The sequence below is a fragment of the Streptomyces sp. NPDC060035 genome, assembly GCF_042736635.1.
Lineage (GTDB): Bacteria > Actinomycetota > Actinomycetes > Streptomycetales > Streptomycetaceae > Streptomyces.
Genome location: NZ_JBHWVO010000016.1, coordinates 14,755 through 35,718, shown reverse-complemented (window position 1 = coordinate 35,718; position 20,964 = coordinate 14,755). Strand labels below are relative to the sequence as shown.

The following is a 20,964-nucleotide window of genomic DNA, read 5'->3' as shown; positions in this document are numbered from 1 at the left end:
TGTGGAACCGTCAGAGTCCGAGGTCGCGGCCTATGAGTTCCTTCATGATTTCGCTGGTGCCGGCCCAGATGCGTGTCACGCGAGCGTCGCGCCAGGCACGAGCGACGCGGTACTCGTTCATGTAGCCGTAGCCGCCGTAGATCTGTACGCAGTGGTCGAGGACGCCGTTCTGCACCTCGGAGGTCCAGTACTTCGCCTTGGCCGCATCGACGGCACCGAGGGTCCCCGCCACGTGCGCGGCGACGCACTTGTCGACGTACGCCTCGGCGACCTCCATGCGGGTGGTCAGCTCGGCGAGCAGGAACTTGGTGTGCTGGAAGTGTCCGATCGGCTGACCGAAGGCATGCCGCTCCTTCGCGTACCCCACCGTCTCGCCGAGGATCTGTTTGGCATGGGCAGTGTTAGAGACCGCCGCCCCGAGGCGCTCCTGCGGGAGGTTCTGCATCATGTGCACGAAACCGTGGTCGAGTTCGCCGACGATCTCCGCGTCCGTGACGCGGACGTCCTCGAAGAAGAGCTCGGCTGTGTCGGACTCGACCTGCCCGACCTTGTCGAGCGTGCGACCGCGGCTGAACCCCGCGGTGGTCGCCTCGATCCCGAACAGGGTGATCCCCCGCGCGCCCTTCGACGGGTCGGTGCGCACCGCGGTCAGCACCAGGTCGCAGGAGCCGCCGTTGGTGATAAAGGTCTTCGACCCGTTGATCACCCACGCGTCGCCATCACGAACCGCGGTCGTCTTCAGCGCCGCCAGATCGGAACCCCCGCTCGGCTCGGTCATACCGATCGCCGCGACGATCTCGCCCGACGCCATGCCCGGGAGCCAACGCTGCTTCTGCTCGCCGGTGCCGAGGCGAGCGATGTACGGCGCCACGATGTCCGCGTGGATGCCCCAGCAGGAGGGCAGCGCACCGTTCACCTTGGCGAGCTCCTCGGTGACGATCGCGTTGAAGCGATAGTCCTCAGCACCGAGACCGCCGTACTCGGCGGGAATCTCGACCCCGAGCAGGCCCTGCCGGCCGGCCTCGAGCCAGAACGAACGGGGGATCGCTTTGTCCTCGGCGTAGGCCTCCAGCTCGGGCTGAACCGTCCGGGTCACGAACTCCCGGACCGAGGCCCGGAACCACTCGTGGTCCTCCTCGTAGACCTCTCGCTTCACTTCGCACTCCCGACGAAAGTCGCCATGACCCGTTCGTCACTGAGCACCTCGGCCACACCGCCGGACGCGGCGACGGCCCCGCCCACGAGGGCGATCACCGAATGGGCCAGGGCGGTCACGAACTCGATGTCGTGATCGACCACGACCGTCGAGCAGTTCGTCCGCGCGGTCCAGGCCCGGATCAGCTCCAGGATGTAGCGCCGGTCCTCCATCGATACGCCGGACGTCGGCTCATCGAGCAGGAGGAGCCGCGGCGACGAGACCATCGCGCGGAGCAGGTCCGCGACCTTGCGGACGCCGTACGGACAGGCGCTGAGCAGCCGGTCCCGGTACGCCGACAGGTCGAACTCCGCGATGATCTCCGATGCCCGCTGCCGGGCCTCTGCCTCGGCCCGCCGTGAGGACCGCAGTCCGAAGACCGTCGCCAGGCCTCGCGCCGGCCACACCGGCTCGAGCCCGAGCAGGACGTTCTCGAGCACGGTGAGGTCCTCCATCCGTCCGATGGACTGGAAGGACCTGCCGACCCGGCTTGCGGCGATGCGCGCCGGGCTCCAGCCGACCACGTCGACTCCGTCGAGCTGCACGCTCCCGGCGCTGGGCCGGTAGTAGCCGGAGATGACGTTGAGCAGGCTGCTCTTGCCGGAGCCGTTGGCGCCGAGCAGGCCGACGGTCTGTGCCGGCTCCACCACGAGGCTCACCCCGCGCAGGATCAGCACGTCCGACAGCTTCAGCACCACACCGTCGACCCGGAGGCGGTCGCTTTCCGCGACATGTTGCATGGGATTGCCCTTCCTGAGCTAGAGACGCTGGGCCGAGCTGGTGCCCATGAGGCCGAAGGGCCGCACGATGAGCACGCCGAGCAGGACCGCAAACGCCATGACGTTGACCCACTGACCGCCGAAGAAGTAGCCGCAGACGGTCAGGAGGGTCGCCATGATCACCGAGCCGAGGACGGAGCCGGGGAGGCTGCTGAGCCCTCCCAGGACCGCAGCGGGGAACGCGAGCAGGAGGACGTCCGACAGGGCGAGCGACACCGAGGTGGTCTCCGCGTACATCACTCCTGCCAGCGCTGCGCCACCGCCGGCGATCGCCCAGGCCAGGCCCGCGAGTCGGTGCACCTTGATCCCGCTGTACGCCGCGAGCACCTCGTTGGCCGCCAGCGCTCGCATCCGCAGCCCGGACAGCGTCCGGCTGAGGAAGAGCGTGAGCCCCACCGCAAGCACGACCGCCGTGCAGGCGTCGATGACGACGCTCCAGCGCACGTGGGCCGAACCGAGCGCGAACCAGGCGTCGGTCGAATTCGGCACCTCGCGGGTGTCGGTGCCCCACACCAGAACGATGATCTGCGTCAGCAGGATCGCCAGCATGAAGCTCATCACGACCTTGCGGAACTCGTCGGCGCCCATCAGCCACCGGATCAGTGCGTGGTACGAGATCCACGAGACGATGCCGACCGCGACGGCCGCGATCGCCAGCCTCAGCGGGTACGACCCGAACTCCACGTTGGACATCACGTAGGCACCCAGCATGACCAGCTGACCGTGGCTGAAGTTCAGAACCCCGGTCGATCGATAGAGGAGCACCAGCCCCGTGTTGACGAGGCAGTAGATCGCGGCGAGCAGGACGCTCGCGCTCGCCAGGTTGATCGCGGTAGTGATCGGCATCGTTCAGTCTCCAGCCTGGCGCGTATCAGCGAAGGGAGTCATCAGTGGCCCGGACCTGCGAGCTTGAAGCCGCCCTTGACCGTGGCCGGGGCGTTCTTCGTCGCATCCCACGTACGGAAGGCAACGGTCGTCGGGCCGGTGTGCTGGTCGGCGTCGAAGACGACCGGGCCGAAGGCGAGTCCGTCGAGGTCGGAGTTGAACGTGCTGACCGTCTTGAGGAACTTGTCCGCCGCGCACGGGTAACCGCACTTCTCGAGCGTGTCCGCGATGATCTTCCCCTGGGCATAGCCTTCGGGGACCATCACCGTCGCGGGATCGCCGCCGGCCTTCTCTACCGCGTCGACGTACGCCTGCGAGCCGGGCGCGTCACCGCTGGCGTCGAACGGCGCCGAGGCGACGTAGTGCTGGAAGCCGAGGTCCGCGACCGCACGCAGCCCCGAGGCACCGCTGCCGAAGGAGTAGTTGACGATCGGCGTCTTCGGGTCCACACCGGATGCCTGGGCGCTCTTGGCCATGTTGATCAGGTCGGTCTCGGCAGCGGTGATGAGGATCGCGTCCGGCTTCGAGGAGGCGATCGCCTGCATCGCCGCGCTGTAGCTCGCGGCGCCGACGGCCGCGATCTGCTCGGTGACGATGTCGAAGCCCTGGGCCTTCGCATACGGCTCGACCGCCGACTTCCAGCTCTCACCCGCCGGGCTCGAGTAGGAGAACAGCGCCAGCTTCGGCTTGGCCGGGAGCCGGCCGTCGGCGATGAGGCTCTTCAGGTAGTCCACCCCGCCGGTGCCCTGCGCGTTGATGCTCGCGTTATTCGAGAACACCACCGGGTTGACCGGGTTCAGCAGGTCGCCCGGTACACCGGCGGCGAGCATCGCGACCTTGGACTGCTTCGCGAAGTTCACGACGCCGGGAATCGAGGTGCTCGACGTGAAGCCCGTGACCGCGCTCACCTGGTAGCGGTCGACCAGCTCACGGAATGCCGCGACGCCCTTGGCGGCGTCCGAGGCGTCGTCCCGCACGACGAGCTCGATCTTGTGGCCATTGACGCCACCGGCGGCGTTCGCCGCCGCGATCGCAGCCTTGATGCCGACCAACTGCGGCGCCGACACCGACCGCACCGGGCCCGACTGGTCGACGACGACGCCGATCTCGTAGGCGCCGTTCGCGGAACTCCCGGATCCGCCGCCACAGGCGGTCAGAGCGGTGACGAGCGCCAGGCCCAGACCGCCGCCGGCAAGAATGCGACCACCGAGGCGTGCCGAGGAGGACTTCATCCGGATCTCCTTCGTGAGGGTTGAGTGAGATTCACTGCGTGATGCCTTGGCCCCGGGTGACGTCGGGCTGTGGCACCGTCTCGGCCGGGACGAGCCCGTTGAGCCCGAGGAATCTGTTCTCGATGAACTCGAGAAGCTCGTCGCACGGCTCGCCCGAGCGGACGACCTGACCGCCTTCGAGGAGCACGAGGGTGTCCGCGAGACGCATCGCCAGGCTCGGGTTCTGCTCGGCGAGGACGATGCCGCCCGGCACCTGGGACCTGATCCGCTCGAGCACCGGCTCAAGCATGGCGATCGCGGCCGGAGACAGTCCGAGAGTCGGCTCATCGATGAGCAGGAGATGGGGTCGCCGGGCAACGGCCGCAGCGAGAGCGAGCTGCTGCCGCTCACCGCCGCTCAGCAGCCCGGCACGGCGGTCGAGCTTGTCCTCGAGAGCGGGGAACGACGCCAGCAGCGCGGCCATGGTCGGAGCCTCGACACCGGTTCGCCGCGCGCGCGTCGTCCCGGCGGCTACGGCATCGCGAAGGTGCTCCAGCACCGTCAGCTCCGCGAAGACCTTGTCCTCCGCCGGGATCAGCGCGACACCGAGGTCGCTGCGCTCGCTGATGGACAGCGGCCGAAGGTCCGTGTCCTCGCCGTCGACGCAGACGCGAACCCGACCCGAGGTGACGCGGCCGCCCGACCGCTCCGGATAGCCGGCCAGCGCGTGGAGGAGGCTGGACTTTCCGGCGCCGTTGCGCCCGACGACTGCCGTCGTCGTACCTGCTGCAACGGTCAGGGTGACATCGTCCAGGGCGGTCTCACCGGCTGCATAGGAGGCAGAGACACCGACCAGCTCGGTCCGCGAAGCCTCTGCCGACGCACCGGTCGCCGGGGCCGGAGGCGAAGGCGCGTCGGTGTCCTTCCGGGTACGGCGCAGCAGCGTTCCCCGGGTGTTCAGCAGCACGGCCATCCCGATCGCGGCGAAGACGATCGACTCGACCGAGCTGAGGTTGCGCGATATCCAGCTGTCGGTGGTCGCGGCGCTGCCGAACAGTGCGTTCATGAACGTCGGCACCAGCGTCACCACGGCAGCGCCGACCACCGCACCGAGCGGACTGCCAAGACCACCGAGGACGATCATGACGATGAAGTTGATGCTCATCTGCAGCGTGTAGGCCGTGTAGGACACGGTGCTGAGGTGGTAGGCGAACAGCGCGCCGGCGAGGAACTGGACCGCTGTCGTGAGCGCGAACGCCAGGGCGACCGACGACCCGACCCGTACTCCGGTCACCGAGGCCGCTGCCTCGTGGTCCCGGATCGCGATCCAGGCGCGGCCGTGGCGGGTCCGGCGGATGTAGTTGAAGTACTCGTAGACCGCGAAAGTCAGCAGAGCGACAACGACGAACCACGCCGAGCCATCGGTGAGCGCGTGCCCCAGTACCTGCGGCGGGTCCACGAAGTAGCCCCCGAGGACCTGTTGACGGCTCTGGACGATGTTGCCCAGGTCCACGACCAGGTAGAACACCGCGAGCGTGCTCAACAGGAGGTAGAGGCCCGACAACCGGCGTGCCGGGAGGGACGCCACGAGTCCGAACATCGCTCCGACGAAGGTGACGATGACCAGGATGCCCAGGAACGGGATCGACGTCCGACCGGCGACGAATACGGTGCAGTAGCCGCCCGCGAGCAGGGAGCCTGCCGTCATCAGCGACGGGCGCCCCACCCATCCCATCAGCACCGTGAGGGAGATCGCTGCGATCCCGTAGATCAGCGCGGTCACCACGACCTGCTGTTGGTAGTCGCCGAGCGCGACCATACCGAGCGCCACCAGGACGGCGACGACACCGGCCCGCAAGCCCAAGCGCGCCGAGACGAGGCGTCGAGCCCGCCCAAGCGCGTCGTACGACGTTCGCACCAGTGCAGGAAGCCCGCTGCTGCTACTCCGCATCTCTCCACCTTCAGCCGTATCTCTGTGCCCGCCGTCACATTATGAGCGCTCAGTAACCAGGTCAATGGTGTCGCGAAGAAAAGATGAGCGCTCACTCAAAGAGGGCTAGGATCGGTCCGTGCCAGACGAGCGAAGCGAAAACGGAGCAACTGTGGACGCCACCCAGCCCGACCTGTCGACCTCGGCGAGACGCCTCCTTGCAGGCGCGACCGAGTGCTTTGCCGCCAGCGGCTACCAGGCCACGACGACGCGCGACATCTCGAACCATGCAAACCTCAGCGCCGGCTCGCTGTACGTGCACTTCAAGAGCAAGGAGGACCTGCTCTACGAGCTGATCCGCAGCGCGCACGGCGAGCTCCTCACGGCCCTTCGGGCACTCCCCGATCCGGCTGCGGGGTCGGAGCTGCAGCTGGTGACGGACCAGATCCGCACGGTGACGCACTGGCACGTCGAGAATCACCTGCTGGCACGTGTGGCGCAGACCGAACTGCCCAACCTCAGCGACGAGCACCACCAGAGCGTGCGGGAGCAGCGCGCCGCCATCGAGTCGATGCTGACCACACCTGTCGTCACGGGCTGCGAGGCCGGGGTGTTCCAGTGCGCAGACCCCCGTCTGTTCGTGCGCGCGATTCTGTCCCTGAGCATCGATGTCATCCGCTGGTACGCCCCGAACGGGCGCTACACCGCCGCCGACCTCGCCCAGAGCAATGTCGAGATCTTGAGCGCCTACCTGCTTCGCCCGGGGAGCTGAGAACCTGCTGCGCACCGTTACGGTGGATCAGTCGTGGTAGCGATAAGTCGTGCTCCTACGGCGTCGGCGGCCTGGAGGCGGCCCGGACGAAGACGGCTGCCGCGCCGGGCATGGCCGACGCCCGGGCCGAAGAGCTGCGCGAGAAGCTGTTCGAAGGCATCGCTGCGCGCTTTCCTCGCCGGGACACCCGCTCCGGTTTCGGGGAGCTGATCCAGGGGCTGCTGAGGGAACTCGAGACGCGCACCTGCTGGAGGGGCGCGGAGGCGGTCGGCCACACCCGCCCGGACAGGCGCAGTACCTGGTCGGGCGGGCGCACCGGGACGAGCGCTCGGTGCTGGACGCGACGGCGGTACGGGCGGTGGAACAGCTCGACGACAGCGACGCACTGCTGATCGCCGAACGAGACCGGGATGAGATCAGCACCAGAACAGCCGGCGCTTCCCGCGCTCCCGCCAGCCTGGCGATCACCCTCTCCCCGAAGCAGCCCGGGCCCGCAGCAATCCCGGCACGACCCACCCCCAGCAGTCTCACCAACAGCAGTTCCATGCCCGCATTTTGAGGAATCCAGCGCTCGTGTCCTGCGGATCGGACACTGCCGGACAGGCCCCGGGCCGGAAGGGCTCAGCGCTTGAGCGTGAAGGTGAAGTCGCCCGAGAGCTTGCCGCTCAGGCGGACTGTCGACACGAGGGTCCCCTCGGCGAGCAGTCCCTCGGCCTCCGCTCGCAAAAGGCCGAGACCTTCGGCGATCAGTCGCACCGGCCGCACAGGTATCCGCGCCGCAAAGCGGACCGAGACCTGACCAACACCGGCACAGGCGCCCACCGGCTGCGGTGCGCCCGGGGCGGCGGCGGACCGTACGGCGACTGCCAGGCCGGTCGCTCGGTTCGACCCGAGCCGCCGACATCGCGGCGCCGTACGGCCGGGTCCTGGAGCAGTTCGGCTGCCAGGCCGGGGTCGTTGTCGTGCAGCAGGTTCAGGAGATCGGGTTGTACGGAACGCACGTTCCTCCGCTCCAGGACAGTGAGCTTGGTGGTGTCGCCGCACTCGGTGCACAGTGCGAGGAGCCAGGCGTCGAGGAGCTTGTGGTTCGCGTTGACGCGGAATGTGCCGTTCGCCCGGAAGCGTCCGGAGGCGCACCTGTGGCAACGGCGGAGAACTATCGGCAGGCAGGTAGGCACAACCACCCAGGTTCTGGACACAGAAATACACCGGTTCAGTGAGAGGACCGCAGCGAAAAGGAGCGCGGCGCACAGGTGCGACGCGCGACGGATCAGCGCTCGGGGGGTCTCACTTGGTGTACAACGGCACGTCCTTGACAGGGCGACGGTGGGCGGGAGCACGGTAACGGCACACGGGAGTGCGGCTCCACTGATTTTCTGGCGGGTGGCGATGCCTCGCTGCTGGCGCCCACACCACCGCTGCCACACCCACCGCACTCGACGGCAAGCCACCGGTCAGCCGAGTCAACAACGCTACGGGCCACTACACCTGGTCCGGGGGACCTCGGCGGATCACGCGTCAATCCAGCTGGCCGACCTCCTCGCCGACGCGGTCCGCGTGAGCTACGAACACCAAGCGGGAACCGCACTATCGGACGCCGGTGAAGACCCCTGGCCGGCCGCCGTCCCGCTCCTCGACGGACAAAGCGTCGACCCACCCCATTCGGCAGCTCCCGCGCGCGGCCGGGGTATCCCTGCACCGTTTCGAAGTCGGACGGCCCGTGCAGGCTCTGCAGCACCACCGTCGCTGCCAGGACCTGCGGCGGCATCGACGGGCGCCTGTTCGCCGACGGGTACAGTGCCCACGAACATCGACTTCGGGAACAGCACTTCACGGTGCCCGGGCAGGAACGCGAACACGCTCCCGGCCGGGATCAACTCCCGGCAGGTCGCCCACACATCCTCGCCGTTCTCCCCTCCCCATTCCCCCTGCATGAACAGCAGTCTGGCTTCGCGTCAGAACACACAGGACCAGAACCCGCAATTGCAGTGATCTTCTAGACGGCGGGGCGGTCCGTCGGGGCCCGTCGGCGGCCCGCGGTGTCGTCGAGCGCGGGCGCCCGCCAGGCACCGTCCGGGTGGTAGAGGTTGACTCCCGGCGGCACGATCTCGTCGATCCGGTCGAGTACGGCGTCGTCCAGCACGAGTGAGGCGCCCTTGAGGAGGTGCTCCAGTTGCTCCCCGGTACGCGGTCCGACGATCACCGAGGTGACGGCCGGGTGTGCGAGGGGGAAGGCGATCGCCAGCTCGGGCAGGGTGCAGCCGATCTCGGTGGCGAGCTCGGTGAACTGCTCGACGGCGGCGAGCTTGGCCGCGTTCCCGGGGATGGCCGGGTCGAAGCGGGCGGGGGTGAGCTTGGCCCGTCCGGTGGAGAGGTCAATGGGGCGGCCCTGCCGGTACTTACCGGTCAGGAAACCGGAGGCGAGCGGGCTCCAGGTCAGCACACCCATCCCGTAGCGCCGACAGACGGGCAGCACCGAGGACTCGATGCCGCGGGCGATCAGCGAGTAGGGGGGCTGCTCGGTCCGGAACCGCGGCAGCGCGCGCCGTTCGGCGACGTGGTGGGCCTCGACGATCTCCTCGGCCGGGAACGTCGAGCAGCCGAAGGCGCGGATCTTGCCTTCGCGCACCAGGTCGCCCAGGACCGAGAGCGTTTCCTCGACGTCGGTCGTGTGGTCGGGGCGGTGCACCTGATAGAGGTCGATCCAGTCGGTCTGGAGCCTCCGCAGGCTGTCCTCCACCGCCTTGACGATCCATCGCCGCGAGTTGCCGCTCCGGTTGCGTCCCTCCCCCATCTGGAAGTGGACCTTGCTGGCGAGCACCACGTTCTCACGGCGGCCCCGGAGCGCCTTGCCGACGATCTGCTCTGACTCGCCTGCGGAGTACATGTCCGCGGTGTCCACGAAGTTGATGCCCTCGTCGAGGGCCGTGTGGACGATGCGGACGCAGTCGTCGTGGTCGGTGTTCCCGACCGCGCCGAACATCATCGTGCCCAGGCAGTACGTACTGACCTCGATGCCGGTTCCGCCGAGGTTGCGATAGCGCATGGCCGTGCTCCCTTGCTGCTGACTCCCCTGAGCAGCGCACTATAGGAGTTGGAGTGCACGCGAGATCAAGCCCGTGCGGTCGATACCGTGATGTCGGTGGCACGACTACGCGCGTGAGGTAGTTGAGTTGAGCACCGGTCAGGTCACTGGACGCGCCGAGCGGAGCACAGTACGCCGGGAGCCTCGGTGGCGAGACTCACGCCTCCTGATTGCCGTTCCTAGGACCCCTAGGCTATACCTAGGGGTCCTAGGAACGTGAGGAGTGCACATGGTGCGGGCCGGGCTGACGGCAGAGCGGGTGACGATCGCTGCCGCCGAGCTGGCGGACGAGGTGGGGCTCGACCAGGTGACCATGTCGCAGGTTGCGGGGCGGCTCGGCGTGAAGGACGCGAGCCTCTACACGCATGTCCGCAACCTGGAAGACCTGCGCGGACGGATCGCGCTGCTGGCGGCGGACGAGAAGACCATCCGTATCGCGGAGGCGACAGCCGGCCGGTCGAGCAAGGACGCCCTGGTCGCGTTTGCCAACGCCTGGCGGGAGTACGCCCGCCGGCATCCGGGCCGCTATGTGGCGACGCAGGCCCCGATCAAGATCGACCCTGAACTGGCAGCACAGGCGCCCGGCCCGCGGCGCGCGGTCGAGCTGAGCTACGGCATGCTGCGCGGCTACGGACTGGTCGAGCCCGACCTGACCGACGCGGTCCGGCTACTGCGCAGCACGTTCCACGGGTTCGTCGCCCTGGAGGCCGCAGGCGGGTTCGCGCACAAGCGTTCGCCGCAGCAGTCCTGGGACCGCGCCCTCGACGCCCTGCACACCCTCCTGGAGCACTGGCCCGCATCCCAAGAAGGAGACTCCTCATGACCGACCCGACCATCGGCAGCCTGCGCGTGAACGGCGCGACCCTGCACTACGAAGTGCGTGGCCACGGCCCCCTCCTCCTGCTGATCCCCGGAGGAACGGGCGGCGTGGCCTCCTACGACGGCGTCGCCGACGACCTGGCCGCCACATACACAGTCGCGACCTACGACCCGCGCGGCATGTCCCGCAGCACGCTGGACGACCCCGAGGCCGAGCAGCAAGTACCCGAACACGCCGAAGACGCGTTCCGAATACTGGAACTACTGTCTCCCGGTGAGGCTGCCCGGGTGTTCGGCGCCAGCTCGGGCGCGATCGCCGCCCTGCACCTGCTCACCACCCATCCCCAACGCGTCGAACGCGTCGTGGCGCACGAGCCACCGGTCGTTGAGGTACTGCCGGACGCCTCCGAACATCGCGCGCTCATCGCGCGCGTGCAGGAAATCTTCCGCACACAGGGGCTCATGCCGGCGATGGCCGTGTTCGCCACGGGGCTGAAGAAGGACGGCGACACCACTCGACCGGAGACCGTCAAACTTCCGCTGCAAGCAGCGGCGCGGGCCGAGCAGACGATGGCCAACCTGCCGTATTTCCTCGGACACATCGTGCCCAGCTTCATGTCCTACGCCCCGGACCTCCACCGGCTGGAGACGCTGTCGGATCAGCTCGTGCTCGCCGGCGGCCAGGACTCACGCGGCGAGCTGCCCTACCGTCCGGCCGCTTTCCTGGCCGAGCGCCTCGGCACGGAGCTTCTGCACTTCCCCGGCGGGCACACCGGCCTGACCACGCATCCCGTCGAGTTCGGCGAACTCCTGCGGAAGGCTTTCCGCTCTTGAACGCAGAACCGATTTACTGAGCGCCGTGCCCGCAACTGGCCGACCCTGAGGGGGACTTCCTGGTGGTCGCTGTCAAGCGCGCACGTTGAAGGACAAGTCAGTGAAGGAGGGCAAGCCACGATCCTGAGCACGCTATCCCCACAGCCCATGAAGCCAGCCTGCCCCCACCATCCCGCCCAGGTACGGAGGCGAGTGCCTTTCCCGCCATGGAACAGGCGGTGGCAATGCCCTGGCGCGCTGTCGGCTCGGCGACCGCCAGGCGGTGGCCGAGCCGACAGCGGGCCGCCCCGCCCCGGGCAGCGGACGGGCCGATCCGCGCAGTTGCCGACGGGTTCACGTCAGTCCGTTACCTGGTCCTGCTGGGCGGCCTGCGGGTGGTCGAGGGGGCGCAGGAAGCGGCGTTCGTAGCGTCGGATGCACTGTGTGCGACGGGCCAGTTCGACTGCGGCCTTGCATTCGGGGTCGGTGGAACTGTCCGTTCGATAGCGCTCGTAGTGGGCGAAGTCAGGGAAGGAAAAGAGGGCGTAGGCGATGTCACTGTCGCCCTCACTTGGCAGGAAGTAGCCGTGATGGGTGCCGCCGAACCGGTTGACAAGGGTGATCCAGCGTCGTCCGTACTCCTCGAAGTCGTCGATGCGGTCGGGGTTGATCTCGTACTTCAGATGGACCGTGATCATGTGCTTCCTGCCGTTCGTCTCTGGTTCCCTGGACGCGCTGTCCTTGTAGTCGTGTTCACGGTACGGGCGCCTGCGGGTCCTGGGCGGCACGGGCAGGTGGTAACGGGTCTTGAGGTGGCGCCCGGCGCCGGCGCGGTCGTAGAAGCGGAGGCGTCGTTGTTCCTCGACGGAGACTGCCACTGCATCCGCGTGGCGCCCGAAGTCCGCGAGACGGCCACCACGGCGTCCAGCACGCGCTTCCCCCAGCCGGCCGCCCCGGTGAGGTTCGCAGACCGGCCCGGCCTCCCGGACGTCCATCAGGAGCACGCCGTTGGCACCCGTGAACGAGCTGATGCGGGAACTGGCCGAGCTACCCACAGAAACCACTGCCCGGCAACCGGACGGCTCTGGTCCGACCGCCCGCCCCGAGCATCCGACGCGGGGAAACGCCTGCCCCGCTCCCCCGCGGCCTGCACGCTCCGCGCCGGACCACCGGCTGCTGCCAACTCACATGCTGGCACCACTAAGGGCTGTCCCGTAGTTCCTGGTGGATCAGCGCACGGCGTCGGATGCGGTGCATCGCAAGGCGGAGGGACGTCCGCATACTGGATGTATTCGGGCGTTCCGACAACGCGGCGAGGTGCCGTAGCTGTCGTCGTGCGCCCGCCAGGGATTACGGGACAGCCCTTAGGACTCCACGCCCGTCTCCGAGCACGTCCGGACTGTCCGCGAGCCTCCCCGGAACACGCCTTTCGCGTGGTTAAAAACCGGGTGTCCGATTCGCTTTCTCTGAGATCACCTCATTGGAACGGCACCGCTTCCAAGCTGCCACATTTCATAGTTCCCGCATTCTGCCGTGATCTCGGCCGCCGCCTGAGCCGCGGTGAAGAAGTCGTCGACCACCGGCGAGGTGCGCGATGCCGCCACCGCGAGGCACACCTGGTCGGACGCCAGATCCGGGACGGGCACGTAGCTGATGTTCGGATGTGAGTAGAACACGGTCGCCGAACGGGCCAGGAACGAGATGCCCCGGCCGGCCGCGACATGCTCGAGCGTCTCGTCCACCCCGCGCACCAGGTACCCGGCGTTAGGGTGCGGCCGCCTGGTGGGCTGCGTGCTCGTGTCCATATGCCAGACCAGCGGCTCGCCGGCCAGGTCGGCCTCGGTGATCTGCTCCCGGCCGGCCAGTTTGTGGCCGGCGGGCAGCACCGCCACCCGCGGCTCGGTGTACAGCGGGGCGACGCGCAGGCCGGCCTCGTCGATGGGCAGCCGCACATAGCCGACGTCGATGCGGCCGTCGAGCAGCATCGGGGCCTGGTCGTCCCATTCGATCCGCTGCACGTCCACCAGAACGTCCGGGTGCCGGGCGGCGAACAGCCGTACCGCCGGGGCGACCGCGATGCCCGCCCGGAAGCCGACCATTATTCGCTGGCTGCCCCGCGCGGCCACGGTCACCCGGCGGCGGACCGCGTGCGCGGAGGCCAGCAGCGGGCCGGCGTCGGTCAGCAGTTGCCTGCCGGCGTCGGTCAGCGCCACGCCGTGGCTGTCCCTTGTCAGCAGCGGGGTGCCGAGATCCTTTTCCAGCGCGCGGATCTGCCGACTGAGCACCGGCTGCGCGATGTGCAGCTCATCGGCGGCGCGGCCGAAGTGCAACGTGCCGGCGACGGCGACGAAGTAGCGCAACTTGCGCAGGTCCAGATCCATGGAGCCTCCCGGTCCGGCGATGCCTTCAGGGTATCGCAGCGGCTGAAAGAGGTCTTGGACGCCCACTCAGGCCAATGGCATTCTCAATAGGTACTCGATGGGTCCGGAGCGTATGAGGCATAGGAATTCGACATCGGGATTTGATGGCAGGCCCCGAACCAGAATGAGCACATCATGAATTGAGCCAGGCCCGCCGCGTCATTCGACGGCATCGACGAAACAACCGTTAAACAACGATGGCGTAGGCATAGCGTCCTATTCAGCTCCAGAAAGCAGGCACACCAATGGGCAGCGTCAGCATTATCGGCCTGGGGAACATGGCCGGCGCCCTGGCCGGCCGGGCACTCGCCGGCGGCAACGCCGTCGAGATTATCGGCCGCGACCCGGCCAAGGCCAAGGAATTGGCCGCCGCGCTCGGCGGCGCCACTGTCGGGACGGCCGGCACCGCCCCGGCCGGGGACATCGTTATCCTCGCCCTGCCGTACGCCAGCGCGGCGGCGGTGGTGAGCGAGTACGGAGACGCACTACACGGCAAGGTCATCATCGACGTCACCAACCCCGTCTCCCCCGATTCCCAGGGCCTTGTCACCCCCGACGGCAGTTCCGGTGCGCAGGAGATCGCCAAGGTCGCCCCCGCCGGCGCGCACGTCGTGAAGGCGTTCAACACCGTCTTCGGTCACATGCTGGCGCAGGGCAACCCGCTGGACGTGCTCATCGCCGGCGACGACGCCGAGGCCAAGGCGACTGTGTCGGCATTCATCAAGAGCCTCGGGCTGCGGCCGATGGACACCGGCCCCCTGGGAATGGCGCGCTGGCTGGAGGGAACGGGCCTGGTGATGATCGGCCTGGGCCGCTATGGCGCGGGGAGCTTCAACTTCACCCTCGGCGTCAACACTTCTGCCTGAGCGCGCCCGCACCACCACTTCTCGCGCCACATCAATCACAAGGACCAGTAGCATGCGCGTTTTCGTCACTGGCGGGACCGGCCATTCCGGTTCGAACATCGTCCCCGAGCTCATCGCCGCCGGGCACGAGGTCACCGGCCTGGCCCGATCGGACACGGCCGCGGCGGCGCTGTCCGCGCTCGGCGCGAAGGTGCGCCGCGGCGACCTCCAGGATCTCGACGGGCTCAAGGAGGCGGCCGCGGACTCCGACGGCGTCATCCACGTCGCGCACAGGCAAGACCTGCTTCCGTCCGGCGGGATCGACGCCGTGGCCGCCGCCGAGCTCTCGGTCATGCTCGCGTACGGCGAGGCACTGGCGGGAACCGGAAAGCCGCTGGTCGCAGCGGGGAGCATTGGGTCGCCCGGGCAGCACCTGGGCCGGCCGGCCACCGAGGAGGACCCGGCCCTTCCCGGCGGCGATGGGTACAAGGGCACCCTGCGGGTTCGTAACGTCGTGGAAACCGCCGTAGTCGGCCTCGCTGAGCGTGGGGTGCGGTCTTCGGTCGTGCGGATTGCCAACATCGCGCACAGCAGGACCGACCGTACCGGCTTCCTCCCCACGCTGATCGCGCTCGCGAAGGAGAAGGGCGTCGTCGGCTACCCCGGAGACGGCGCGAACCTGTGGAACGCCGTGCACAGCCGCGATGTCGCCTCCCTGTTCCGCTTGGCGCTGGAGAAGGGGCCGGCTGGCAAATACTGGCACGCGGTTGGGGACGGGGCCATCCCGTTCCGCGAGATCGCCGAGGCCATTGGCAGCCGTCTGGGCCTGCCCGCCGTGAGCATTCCCGCGGACGTACTGATGGTGCCGGGATACTTTGGGTTCCTCGCAAACATAGTCACGCAGAACTACCCGGCGTCCAACCTCATCACCCGCCGGACCCTCGGCTGGGAACCCGCTCAGCCCAGCCTGCTCGCCGATTTGGACAACGGCCATTACTTCTCCGCCGGCTGACGGCAGGGACCCGAATCGCAACGAGCCCGGCAAATGACAAGGGTTCGGCTCTTCTGGAGGGACGCTGAGAATATGACGACTGTGGGATTCATCGGAAGCGGATACATCGGCAGTACCATCGCGCGGCTCGCCATCGAGGCCGGGCACCAGGTCGTGCTCAGTAACTCGCGCGGTCCCGAGACGCTCGCGGACACTGCCGCGGAACTGGGGCCGCAGGCGTCCGCGGCGACGAGCGGGGAGGCCGCGGCGGCCGGTGACATCGTCGTGGTCGCGGTGCCGGTCAATGCCTTCCCCAACTTGCCCGCCGCGCCACTGGCCGGGAAGACGGTCATCGACACGTGCAACTACGGCCCCGAGCGTGACGGGCACATCCTCGAGCTCGACAGCAAGTCGCTCACCTCGAGCGAGCTGCTGCTGCGGTACATCCCGGAAGCCATGCTCGTGAAAGCGTTCAACAACATCTTCTTCAAGCACCTGCTGTCACTCGCCCGCCCGGCGGGGGCGGCCGACCGCTCCTACCTGCCGATCGCCGGGGACTCCGCGCCGGCGAAGGCGGCGGTGAGCGAATTCATCGAATCCATCGGGTACAGCGTGGTAGACGCGGGACCGCTGGCCGATAGCTGGCGGCAGGCGACGGGCACGCCGGTGTGGGGGACCCCGTACGGGCCGTTCTCGAACGAGAAGGGCCAGCCGGTTGGCGAGGACGCCATCCGCGCGGCACTGGCCACCGCAACGCGGTAACCATAAGTTGGCGCGGGCCGCGGTACGGTCCGGCCGTGTTATGGCCCCGTCCGGTAGGCGTCGGGCGGGGCCATAACGCAGAACTCGTTGCCGTCCGGATCCGCCAGGATGTGCCATCTCCAGCCGTTCTCGCGGACCGGACGCCCGTAAGCACGGCCGCTCCCAAGTCGGTGACTGGACCACCCCGGCGGCTCGCAGGCAAGGGCCTGTGGCTGGCCGTCGCGGTAGCCTCGATCTTTCGTGAGGGTGGGCATGGTGGTGGCCCGGGTGTCGTGTCGGACGCCGGGTTCCACTGTTCCGGCTGGGTTCGTCTTCTCGTAGGGGTGGCGGATCCGCTGGTCAGCCGGGGGTCGGTCGGAGGTCGAGGCGTTCGAGGGCGCTGGTGATCTCCACGGTCCAGGGCCAGTGGCGGACAAGGCGGAGGATCCGGCGCCGGCCGGTGGTAACGAGTTGGGCGGCGGCGGAGAACAAGCGAAGCCGGAGCTTCTTGGGTTCCCAGCGGAGAAGTTCGCCTTGCAGGGCGAGCATCGGCATCCAGGCGAGGAGGTCGAGGGCGAGGGAGACGATCTCCAGCCAGATCTGGTTATGGGTGATGTCGTGTAGGGAGGTTGCGCAGACCGGTGGCGCGGGTGTCTCGGATGCGGTCCTCGCAGCGGGCCCGTCTGCGGTGCCTGAGTTCGAGAGCGGCGAGTTGGCCGCCCTGGGTGTTGGTGGCGAAGCAGGCCAGCCGCATGCCGTCGAGGTCGGTGAAACACAGTTGGGCGCCGGGGTGGTTGAGTCGGCCCGCAGCGCGGTGCCGGTGTTGCCTCCGGTCCGTTTCTGCGGGCCGCTCGCCGAACCCGGCGTGCGCGTTTCCACCGCGGATGATCAGCCGCATGCCCTTCGGCCACGTGCTCAGGTCGGTCGCATCGGTGATCTCGGCGACCCAGGCGCCGGGCCGCTGGATGCCTTCGGCGTCGTAGGCCGGCGTCCACGCCTTCGCCGGAACCTTCAGCACGGCCTGGTGGAGGGTGTCGGTGGTGGTCGTTCCGACGGAATAAAACAGCCACCTCCCGCGGCGGGAGAGCCAGTCGAGGAAGGCTTGGGTGCCGCCGGCGACATCGGTGCGGATCAGTGTCTGTCGGCCCCGCCGCCAGGTTTTGGGGAGTTGGGCCAGGGCGAGCGGGTGGTGGTGATGTGATCGGAGCCGGCGTTGCCGGGCCGGAGCAGGCCAGCCACGGGTTCTCCGGACCCGGTCTGGCCGTGGTCGACGAACGCGAGCCTATTCGGTGCGCAGGGCCGTGGCGGTTCGGGCCCTGGCGGCCCAGCCGGCGGGCAGGAGCGCACCCAGGGTGGCGATGAACAGGCCGCCGAGTGCGAGCAGGAGCAGTTCGGCCCCGTGGTAGACGGCAACGACGGAACCGGGGAGGCGGAGCCCCACGCCGGCGCCCATCGCGGGGATGACCCAGCCGTGCAGGGCCATGCCGAGCGGCACGCCCAGCGCGCCCGCGATGAGTCCGGTCACGACGACCGAGGTGAGGACCATCGCGATGGTCTGCCGGGGGGTCATGCCGAGCGCCTTGTGGACACCGATCTCCCGGACGCGCTCGCGGGTATCGAGCAGCACGCCGTTGAGCACGCCGAGCGCGGCGACGGCGACGAGCATCAGCGTGAGGATCGCGGACAGCGCGTTGAGCGTGACGACCATGTCGCCGCCGGCGTCGAGCCCGCCGGCCCGAGCACTGACCCCCAGCGATGCCACATCCTTGGTCAACGCCTCGACGTAGTCGGAGACGTCGGTCCCTGACGTGACCGCGATGTGATGGCTCGTCTCCGTCAGGTCGGGATGTGCGGCCGCGAGGGTCGAGGCGTCGGTGAAGACCTGCATGCCGTCGTTGCGGGGGTCGAGGATCTCGCCGACGATCCGGACCCTGACCGGCTCGGCCAGGCCGTGCAGGGTGACAGCGTCGCCGATCCGGACACCGGTGGCGGCCAGGAACTGGGTCGGGACCACGGCCTCGCCGGGCTTGTCGATCCAGCGGCCCGAGACCATCGTGTAACCGCCCCAGGAAGCGTCGCCGGCGAAGGCAATCACATCGATGGTGCCGGTCAGGCCGGACACGGTCGCCCGTACCGTCGCGGCGCTGTAGTACTTCCCGGTTCCGGCAGCGGCCTCGATGGCCGCGGCGACCGCAGCGGGATCGGCCTGGGGCTGCTTCTCGGCGCCGGGGCTTTGGGGTCCGAAGTCCGGCAAGGGCGCGGGCACGACGACATCAGCGGCATCGTGGGCCTTGGCCTTCATCACCTCGCCGAGCGAGGCGCCCATCCCCACGGTGAACGTGACTGCGATGGCGCCGAACAGAACCGCCGTGCCCATGGCCAGCGCACGGGCGGGCCGCGCGAAGGGCCGTGCCAGGCCCAGGGCTACCGGCTGCGGCAACGGCAGCCGACCGGCCAGGCGGGCCGCCCACCGACCGCGCCCCGCCGATGCGGTACGCCCGACGGTGAGCGCGTCGACCGTACGCAGCCGGCCGGCTCGCCAGGCACTCGCCCACGCGGTCGCCGCCACCAGGCCGAGCACCCCGGCGATCACCGCCAGGTCCACCCAGGGGGCGATGGCCAGGGACGAGGTGCCGTAGACCTCCTCGGTCTCGGCCATCACGGGGACGGCGAGCAGGTGGCCGGCGAGGACACCGAGGACCGTGCCGACCCCGGCCGGGATCAGCGCCTGGCCCACGTAGGCCCGCACGACCTGGGCCGGAGTGAAACCGATGGCCTTGAGGATGCCGATGCGGTGCGTTCCCGTTCCGACGTCCGACGCGACAACGTTGCCGACGATGAGCACCGACATGACCAGGCCCAGGGCGCCGAACGCGATGAGGAACGGGACGTAGACGGCGGTGTCGCGCTCGGCGGTCTTCTTGACGGTGAGCCATGACTGTTCGCCGACGGCCGTTCCTGGTGGCAGGGGTTCCGTCACGGCCTTCCCGCCCGCCGTGATCTGCGCGGCGGTGCCCGCGTCGGTGAAGCGGTAGAGCATCTGGTAACCGCCGCTGCCGGGCGCGGTGAGCGCCGGCATCTGGGACGGAACCACCCAGGCGTCGGCGGTCCGTGTGACCGAGCGGGCCACACCGACCACCGTCAGTGTCGGACCGCCGGACGGTTGGGAGAAGGCGAGCTTCATGCCCATGGTAGGGATGAGCGAGGAGTCGGCGGACAGCACGATCTCGCCGGAACGTGTGGGCCACCGCCCGTCGAGCAGGGCCACCACGTCCACGTCCTGGCCGGTATCGCCCCTGCCGACCACGGTCATCGGCCACCCGGGGCCCGCCCCGTCCGACCGCGGGGTGACCGTCGCCGTACAGAACGGCCCGGCCGCACTGCTCACCCCTTCGGCGTCCTTGGACTTCGACAGCTGCCCGGCACTCAAGTTGCCCACGTCGAACTGCACGGACAGATGCGCGCCGTGCTGCTTGGCGAAGGCGTCGTCGAAGGGCGCGCCGGAAACCACGAGCAGCGATCCGCCGAGGACGGAGACGGCCACCGCCATCATCGTGGCCAGCCCGATCACCAGCGTCTGCACCCGGCGTCGTCTCACCCCCGAGCGCACCACCTTGCCGAGCGCGCTCATCGGACGACCTCCGAGGCGACGGCCTGCGACCTGACGTCTGCGGTGATCCGGCCGTCGGCGATCCGGACTGTACGGTTCGTGCAGGACCGGGCCAGAGCCAGGTCGTGGGTGACCACGACGACGGTCTGTCCCTCTGCATTGAGTTCGGTGAGCAGCCTGCTGACGGCCTGTCCGGCGGCCGTGTCCAGGGCCCCGGTCGGCTCGTCGGCCAGCAGTAGCGCCGGCCGGTTCATCAACGCCCGGGCCACCGCGACGCGCTGCCGCTCGCCGCCGGACAACCGCCCCGGACAGGCGCGGGCGTGCCGGTCGATGCCGAGGTTCTCCAGGAGCTCGGCCGCCCGCCGGTCGGCCTCGCCACGTGCCATACCCGCGAGGCGCGCGGGCAGGACGACATTGTCGGCGACGGTCAGATCGTCGAGCAGATTGAAGAACTGGAAGACCAGGCCGATCTTCGACCGCCGGTAGAGCGCCGATCCGGCTTCGCCCAGCTGGTCCACTCGCACCCCGTCCACGGTGACGGTCCCCGTACCGGGCCGGTCCAGGCCGGCGATCAGATTGAGCAGCGTGGACTTCCCGCTGCCGGAAGGGCCGAGGATCGCGACAGCCTCGCCGGGCTGTACGGTCAGCGACACTTCGTGGAGAGCGGGCGGGCCGTCGTCGTAGCGGCGGCTCACCTCGCGCAGTTCGATCACCGGCACGTTCATGAAGGGCTCCTCGGGTACGGGCAGTCGGCTGCGAGAACGCTAGGAGCGGGCCCGGCTCGCGCGCGTCGCCCGACCGAGCCCATTGCGGTACCGCGCTGGGATGAGCCCCGGAAACGTCATCCCTACGATGTAGGCGGGCGATG

At 68.9% G+C, this 20,964-nt stretch carries 17 protein-coding genes and 2 pseudogenes; 7 read left to right on the top strand and 12 right to left on the bottom strand.

Annotated elements, in window-relative coordinates; translation table 11 throughout:
* Positions 1-10: 10 nt before the first annotated feature.
* From ACFWBQ_RS24100 to ACFWBQ_RS24080, 5 genes are read right to left on the bottom strand one after another with little or no spacing between them, the layout of a single operon-like run.
* Complete coding sequence (locus ACFWBQ_RS24100; protein WP_385492668.1) at positions 11-1,156, bottom strand: acyl-CoA dehydrogenase family protein; 1,146 nt, start codon at positions 1,154-1,156, stop codon at positions 11-13.
* Positions 1,153-1,935, bottom strand: a complete 783-nt coding sequence (locus ACFWBQ_RS24095) for an ABC transporter ATP-binding protein (RefSeq protein WP_385492665.1) — start codon at positions 1,933-1,935, stop codon at positions 1,153-1,155. The genes ACFWBQ_RS24100 and ACFWBQ_RS24095 overlap by 4 nt, the downstream gene beginning before the upstream one ends.
* Before the next feature lie 18 nt (positions 1,936-1,953).
* Complete coding sequence (locus ACFWBQ_RS24090) at positions 1,954-2,820, bottom strand: branched-chain amino acid ABC transporter permease (protein WP_385492661.1); 867 nt, start codon at positions 2,818-2,820, stop codon at positions 1,954-1,956.
* Positions 2,821-2,861: 41 nt separating this feature from the next.
* Positions 2,862-4,091, bottom strand: coding sequence for an ABC transporter substrate-binding protein (locus ACFWBQ_RS24085; protein WP_385492659.1), 1,230 nt, complete (start codon positions 4,089-4,091; stop codon positions 2,862-2,864).
* 31 nt (positions 4,092-4,122) lie between these two features.
* Positions 4,123-6,021, bottom strand: coding sequence for an ATP-binding cassette domain-containing protein (locus ACFWBQ_RS24080; RefSeq protein ID WP_385492656.1), 1,899 nt, complete (start codon positions 6,019-6,021; stop codon positions 4,123-4,125).
* Between the two features lie 151 nt (positions 6,022-6,172).
* Between ACFWBQ_RS24080 and ACFWBQ_RS24075 the strand changes: the two genes are divergently transcribed.
* Together ACFWBQ_RS24075 and ACFWBQ_RS24070 are read left to right on the top strand one after the other, a co-directional pair.
* Entirely contained in the window at positions 6,173-6,772 is a 600-nt protein-coding gene (locus ACFWBQ_RS24075; RefSeq protein WP_385492653.1) for a TetR/AcrR family transcriptional regulator, read from the top strand.
* 110 nt (positions 6,773-6,882) lie between these two features.
* Positions 6,883-7,164 carry a hypothetical protein gene (locus ACFWBQ_RS24070; RefSeq protein ID WP_385492651.1) on the top strand — a complete coding sequence of 94 codons (282 nt, stop codon included), beginning with the start codon at positions 6,883-6,885 and terminating at the stop codon, positions 7,162-7,164.
* Between the two features lie 229 nt (positions 7,165-7,393).
* On the opposite strand, the pseudogene ACFWBQ_RS24065 reads toward ACFWBQ_RS24070, so the two are convergent.
* Both ACFWBQ_RS24065 and ACFWBQ_RS24060 read right to left on the bottom strand, forming a co-directional pair.
* Positions 7,394-7,971 (bottom strand): annotated as a pseudogene (locus tag ACFWBQ_RS24065) (DUF1062 domain-containing protein).
* A gap of 797 nt (positions 7,972-8,768) precedes the next feature.
* Positions 8,769-9,818, bottom strand: a complete 1,050-nt coding sequence (locus tag ACFWBQ_RS24060) for an aldo/keto reductase (RefSeq protein WP_385492648.1) — start codon at positions 9,816-9,818, stop codon at positions 8,769-8,771.
* A gap of 268 nt (positions 9,819-10,086) precedes the next feature.
* Here ACFWBQ_RS24060 and ACFWBQ_RS24055 point away from each other — a divergent pair, with 268 nt between their 5' ends.
* Together ACFWBQ_RS24055 and ACFWBQ_RS24050 are read left to right on the top strand one after the other, a co-directional pair.
* Positions 10,087-10,680, top strand: coding sequence for a TetR/AcrR family transcriptional regulator (locus ACFWBQ_RS24055; protein WP_385492646.1), 594 nt, complete (start codon positions 10,087-10,089; stop codon positions 10,678-10,680).
* Complete coding sequence (locus ACFWBQ_RS24050; protein WP_385492643.1) at positions 10,677-11,510, top strand: alpha/beta fold hydrolase; 834 nt, start codon at positions 10,677-10,679, stop codon at positions 11,508-11,510. The genes ACFWBQ_RS24055 and ACFWBQ_RS24050 overlap by 4 nt, the downstream gene beginning before the upstream one ends.
* A 338-nt stretch (positions 11,511-11,848) precedes the next feature.
* Here ACFWBQ_RS24050 and ACFWBQ_RS24045 read toward each other — a convergent pair whose 3' ends face one another.
* Positions 11,849-12,187, bottom strand: coding sequence for an NIPSNAP family protein (locus ACFWBQ_RS24045; RefSeq protein WP_385493635.1), 339 nt, complete (start codon positions 12,185-12,187; stop codon positions 11,849-11,851).
* Between the two features lie 774 nt (positions 12,188-12,961).
* Positions 12,962-13,870: a LysR family transcriptional regulator gene (locus ACFWBQ_RS24040; protein WP_385492640.1), complete on the bottom strand. Its 909-nt coding sequence runs from the start codon at positions 13,868-13,870 to the stop codon at positions 12,962-12,964.
* A 284-nt stretch (positions 13,871-14,154) separates the two neighbouring features.
* Between ACFWBQ_RS24040 and ACFWBQ_RS24035 the strand changes: the two genes are divergently transcribed.
* The 3 genes from ACFWBQ_RS24035 to ACFWBQ_RS24025 all read left to right on the top strand — a co-directional run bounded on the left by ACFWBQ_RS24035 (position 14,155) and on the right by ACFWBQ_RS24025 (position 16,507).
* Positions 14,155-14,775: an NADPH-dependent F420 reductase gene (locus ACFWBQ_RS24035; RefSeq protein WP_385492637.1), complete on the top strand. Its 621-nt coding sequence runs from the start codon at positions 14,155-14,157 to the stop codon at positions 14,773-14,775.
* A gap of 52 nt (positions 14,776-14,827) precedes the next feature.
* Positions 14,828-15,766 (top strand): SDR family oxidoreductase, encoded by a 939-nt coding sequence (locus ACFWBQ_RS24030; protein ID WP_385492633.1) that lies wholly within the window; start codon positions 14,828-14,830, stop codon positions 15,764-15,766.
* Positions 15,767-15,847: 81 nt separating this feature from the next.
* Positions 15,848-16,507: an NADPH-dependent F420 reductase gene (locus ACFWBQ_RS24025; protein ID WP_385493611.1), complete on the top strand. Its 660-nt coding sequence runs from the start codon at positions 15,848-15,850 to the stop codon at positions 16,505-16,507.
* Positions 16,508-16,846: 339 nt separating this feature from the next.
* Here the strand turns inward: ACFWBQ_RS24025 and ACFWBQ_RS24020 are convergent.
* The 3 genes and pseudogenes from ACFWBQ_RS24020 to ACFWBQ_RS24010 all read right to left on the bottom strand — a co-directional run.
* Positions 16,847-17,764, bottom strand: a pseudogene (locus ACFWBQ_RS24020) (transposase); the annotation flags it as partial.
* Between the two features lie 4 nt (positions 17,765-17,768).
* The gene (locus ACFWBQ_RS24015) at positions 17,769-20,117 is read right to left on the bottom strand and encodes an ABC transporter permease (RefSeq protein ID WP_385492630.1); all 2,349 of its coding nucleotides are present in this window, start codon (positions 20,115-20,117) and stop codon (positions 17,769-17,771) included.
* Positions 20,114-20,821 carry an ABC transporter ATP-binding protein gene (locus ACFWBQ_RS24010; protein ID WP_385492627.1) on the bottom strand — a complete coding sequence of 236 codons (708 nt, stop codon included), beginning with the start codon at positions 20,819-20,821 and terminating at the stop codon, positions 20,114-20,116. Before ACFWBQ_RS24010 ends, ACFWBQ_RS24015 begins: the two co-directional genes overlap by 4 nt.
* Positions 20,822-20,964 lie beyond the last annotated feature (143 nt).

Excerpts from the sequence above, each read along its gene's own strand:
- ACFWBQ_RS24015 (WP_385492630.1), bottom strand. The coding sequence starts at position 20,117 with ATGAGCGCGCTCGGCAAGGTGGTGCGCTCGGGGGTGAGACGACGCCGG.
- ACFWBQ_RS24070 (WP_385492651.1), top strand. The coding sequence starts at position 6,883 with ATGGCCGACGCCCGGGCCGAAGAGCTGCGCGAGAAGCTGTTCGAAGGC.
- ACFWBQ_RS24060 (WP_385492648.1), bottom strand. The coding sequence starts at position 9,818 with ATGCGCTATCGCAACCTCGGCGGAACCGGCATCGAGGTCAGTACGTAC.
- ACFWBQ_RS24010 (WP_385492627.1), bottom strand. The coding sequence starts at position 20,821 with ATGAACGTGCCGGTGATCGAACTGCGCGAGGTGAGCCGCCGCTACGAC.
- ACFWBQ_RS24080 (WP_385492656.1), bottom strand. The coding sequence starts at position 6,021 with ATGCGGAGTAGCAGCAGCGGGCTTCCTGCACTGGTGCGAACGTCGTAC.
- ACFWBQ_RS24085 (WP_385492659.1), bottom strand. The coding sequence starts at position 4,091 with ATGAAGTCCTCCTCGGCACGCCTCGGTGGTCGCATTCTTGCCGGCGGC.
- ACFWBQ_RS24095 (WP_385492665.1), bottom strand. The coding sequence starts at position 1,935 with ATGCAACATGTCGCGGAAAGCGACCGCCTCCGGGTCGACGGTGTGGTG.
- ACFWBQ_RS24040 (WP_385492640.1), bottom strand. The coding sequence starts at position 13,870 with ATGGATCTGGACCTGCGCAAGTTGCGCTACTTCGTCGCCGTCGCCGGC.
- ACFWBQ_RS24055 (WP_385492646.1), top strand. The coding sequence starts at position 10,087 with ATGGTGCGGGCCGGGCTGACGGCAGAGCGGGTGACGATCGCTGCCGCC.
- ACFWBQ_RS24090 (WP_385492661.1), bottom strand. The coding sequence starts at position 2,820 with ATGCCGATCACTACCGCGATCAACCTGGCGAGCGCGAGCGTCCTGCTC.
- ACFWBQ_RS24035 (WP_385492637.1), top strand. The coding sequence starts at position 14,155 with ATGGGCAGCGTCAGCATTATCGGCCTGGGGAACATGGCCGGCGCCCTG.
- ACFWBQ_RS24030 (WP_385492633.1), top strand. The coding sequence starts at position 14,828 with ATGCGCGTTTTCGTCACTGGCGGGACCGGCCATTCCGGTTCGAACATC.
- ACFWBQ_RS24050 (WP_385492643.1), top strand. The coding sequence starts at position 10,677 with ATGACCGACCCGACCATCGGCAGCCTGCGCGTGAACGGCGCGACCCTG.
- ACFWBQ_RS24045 (WP_385493635.1), bottom strand. The coding sequence starts at position 12,187 with ATGATCACGGTCCATCTGAAGTACGAGATCAACCCCGACCGCATCGAC.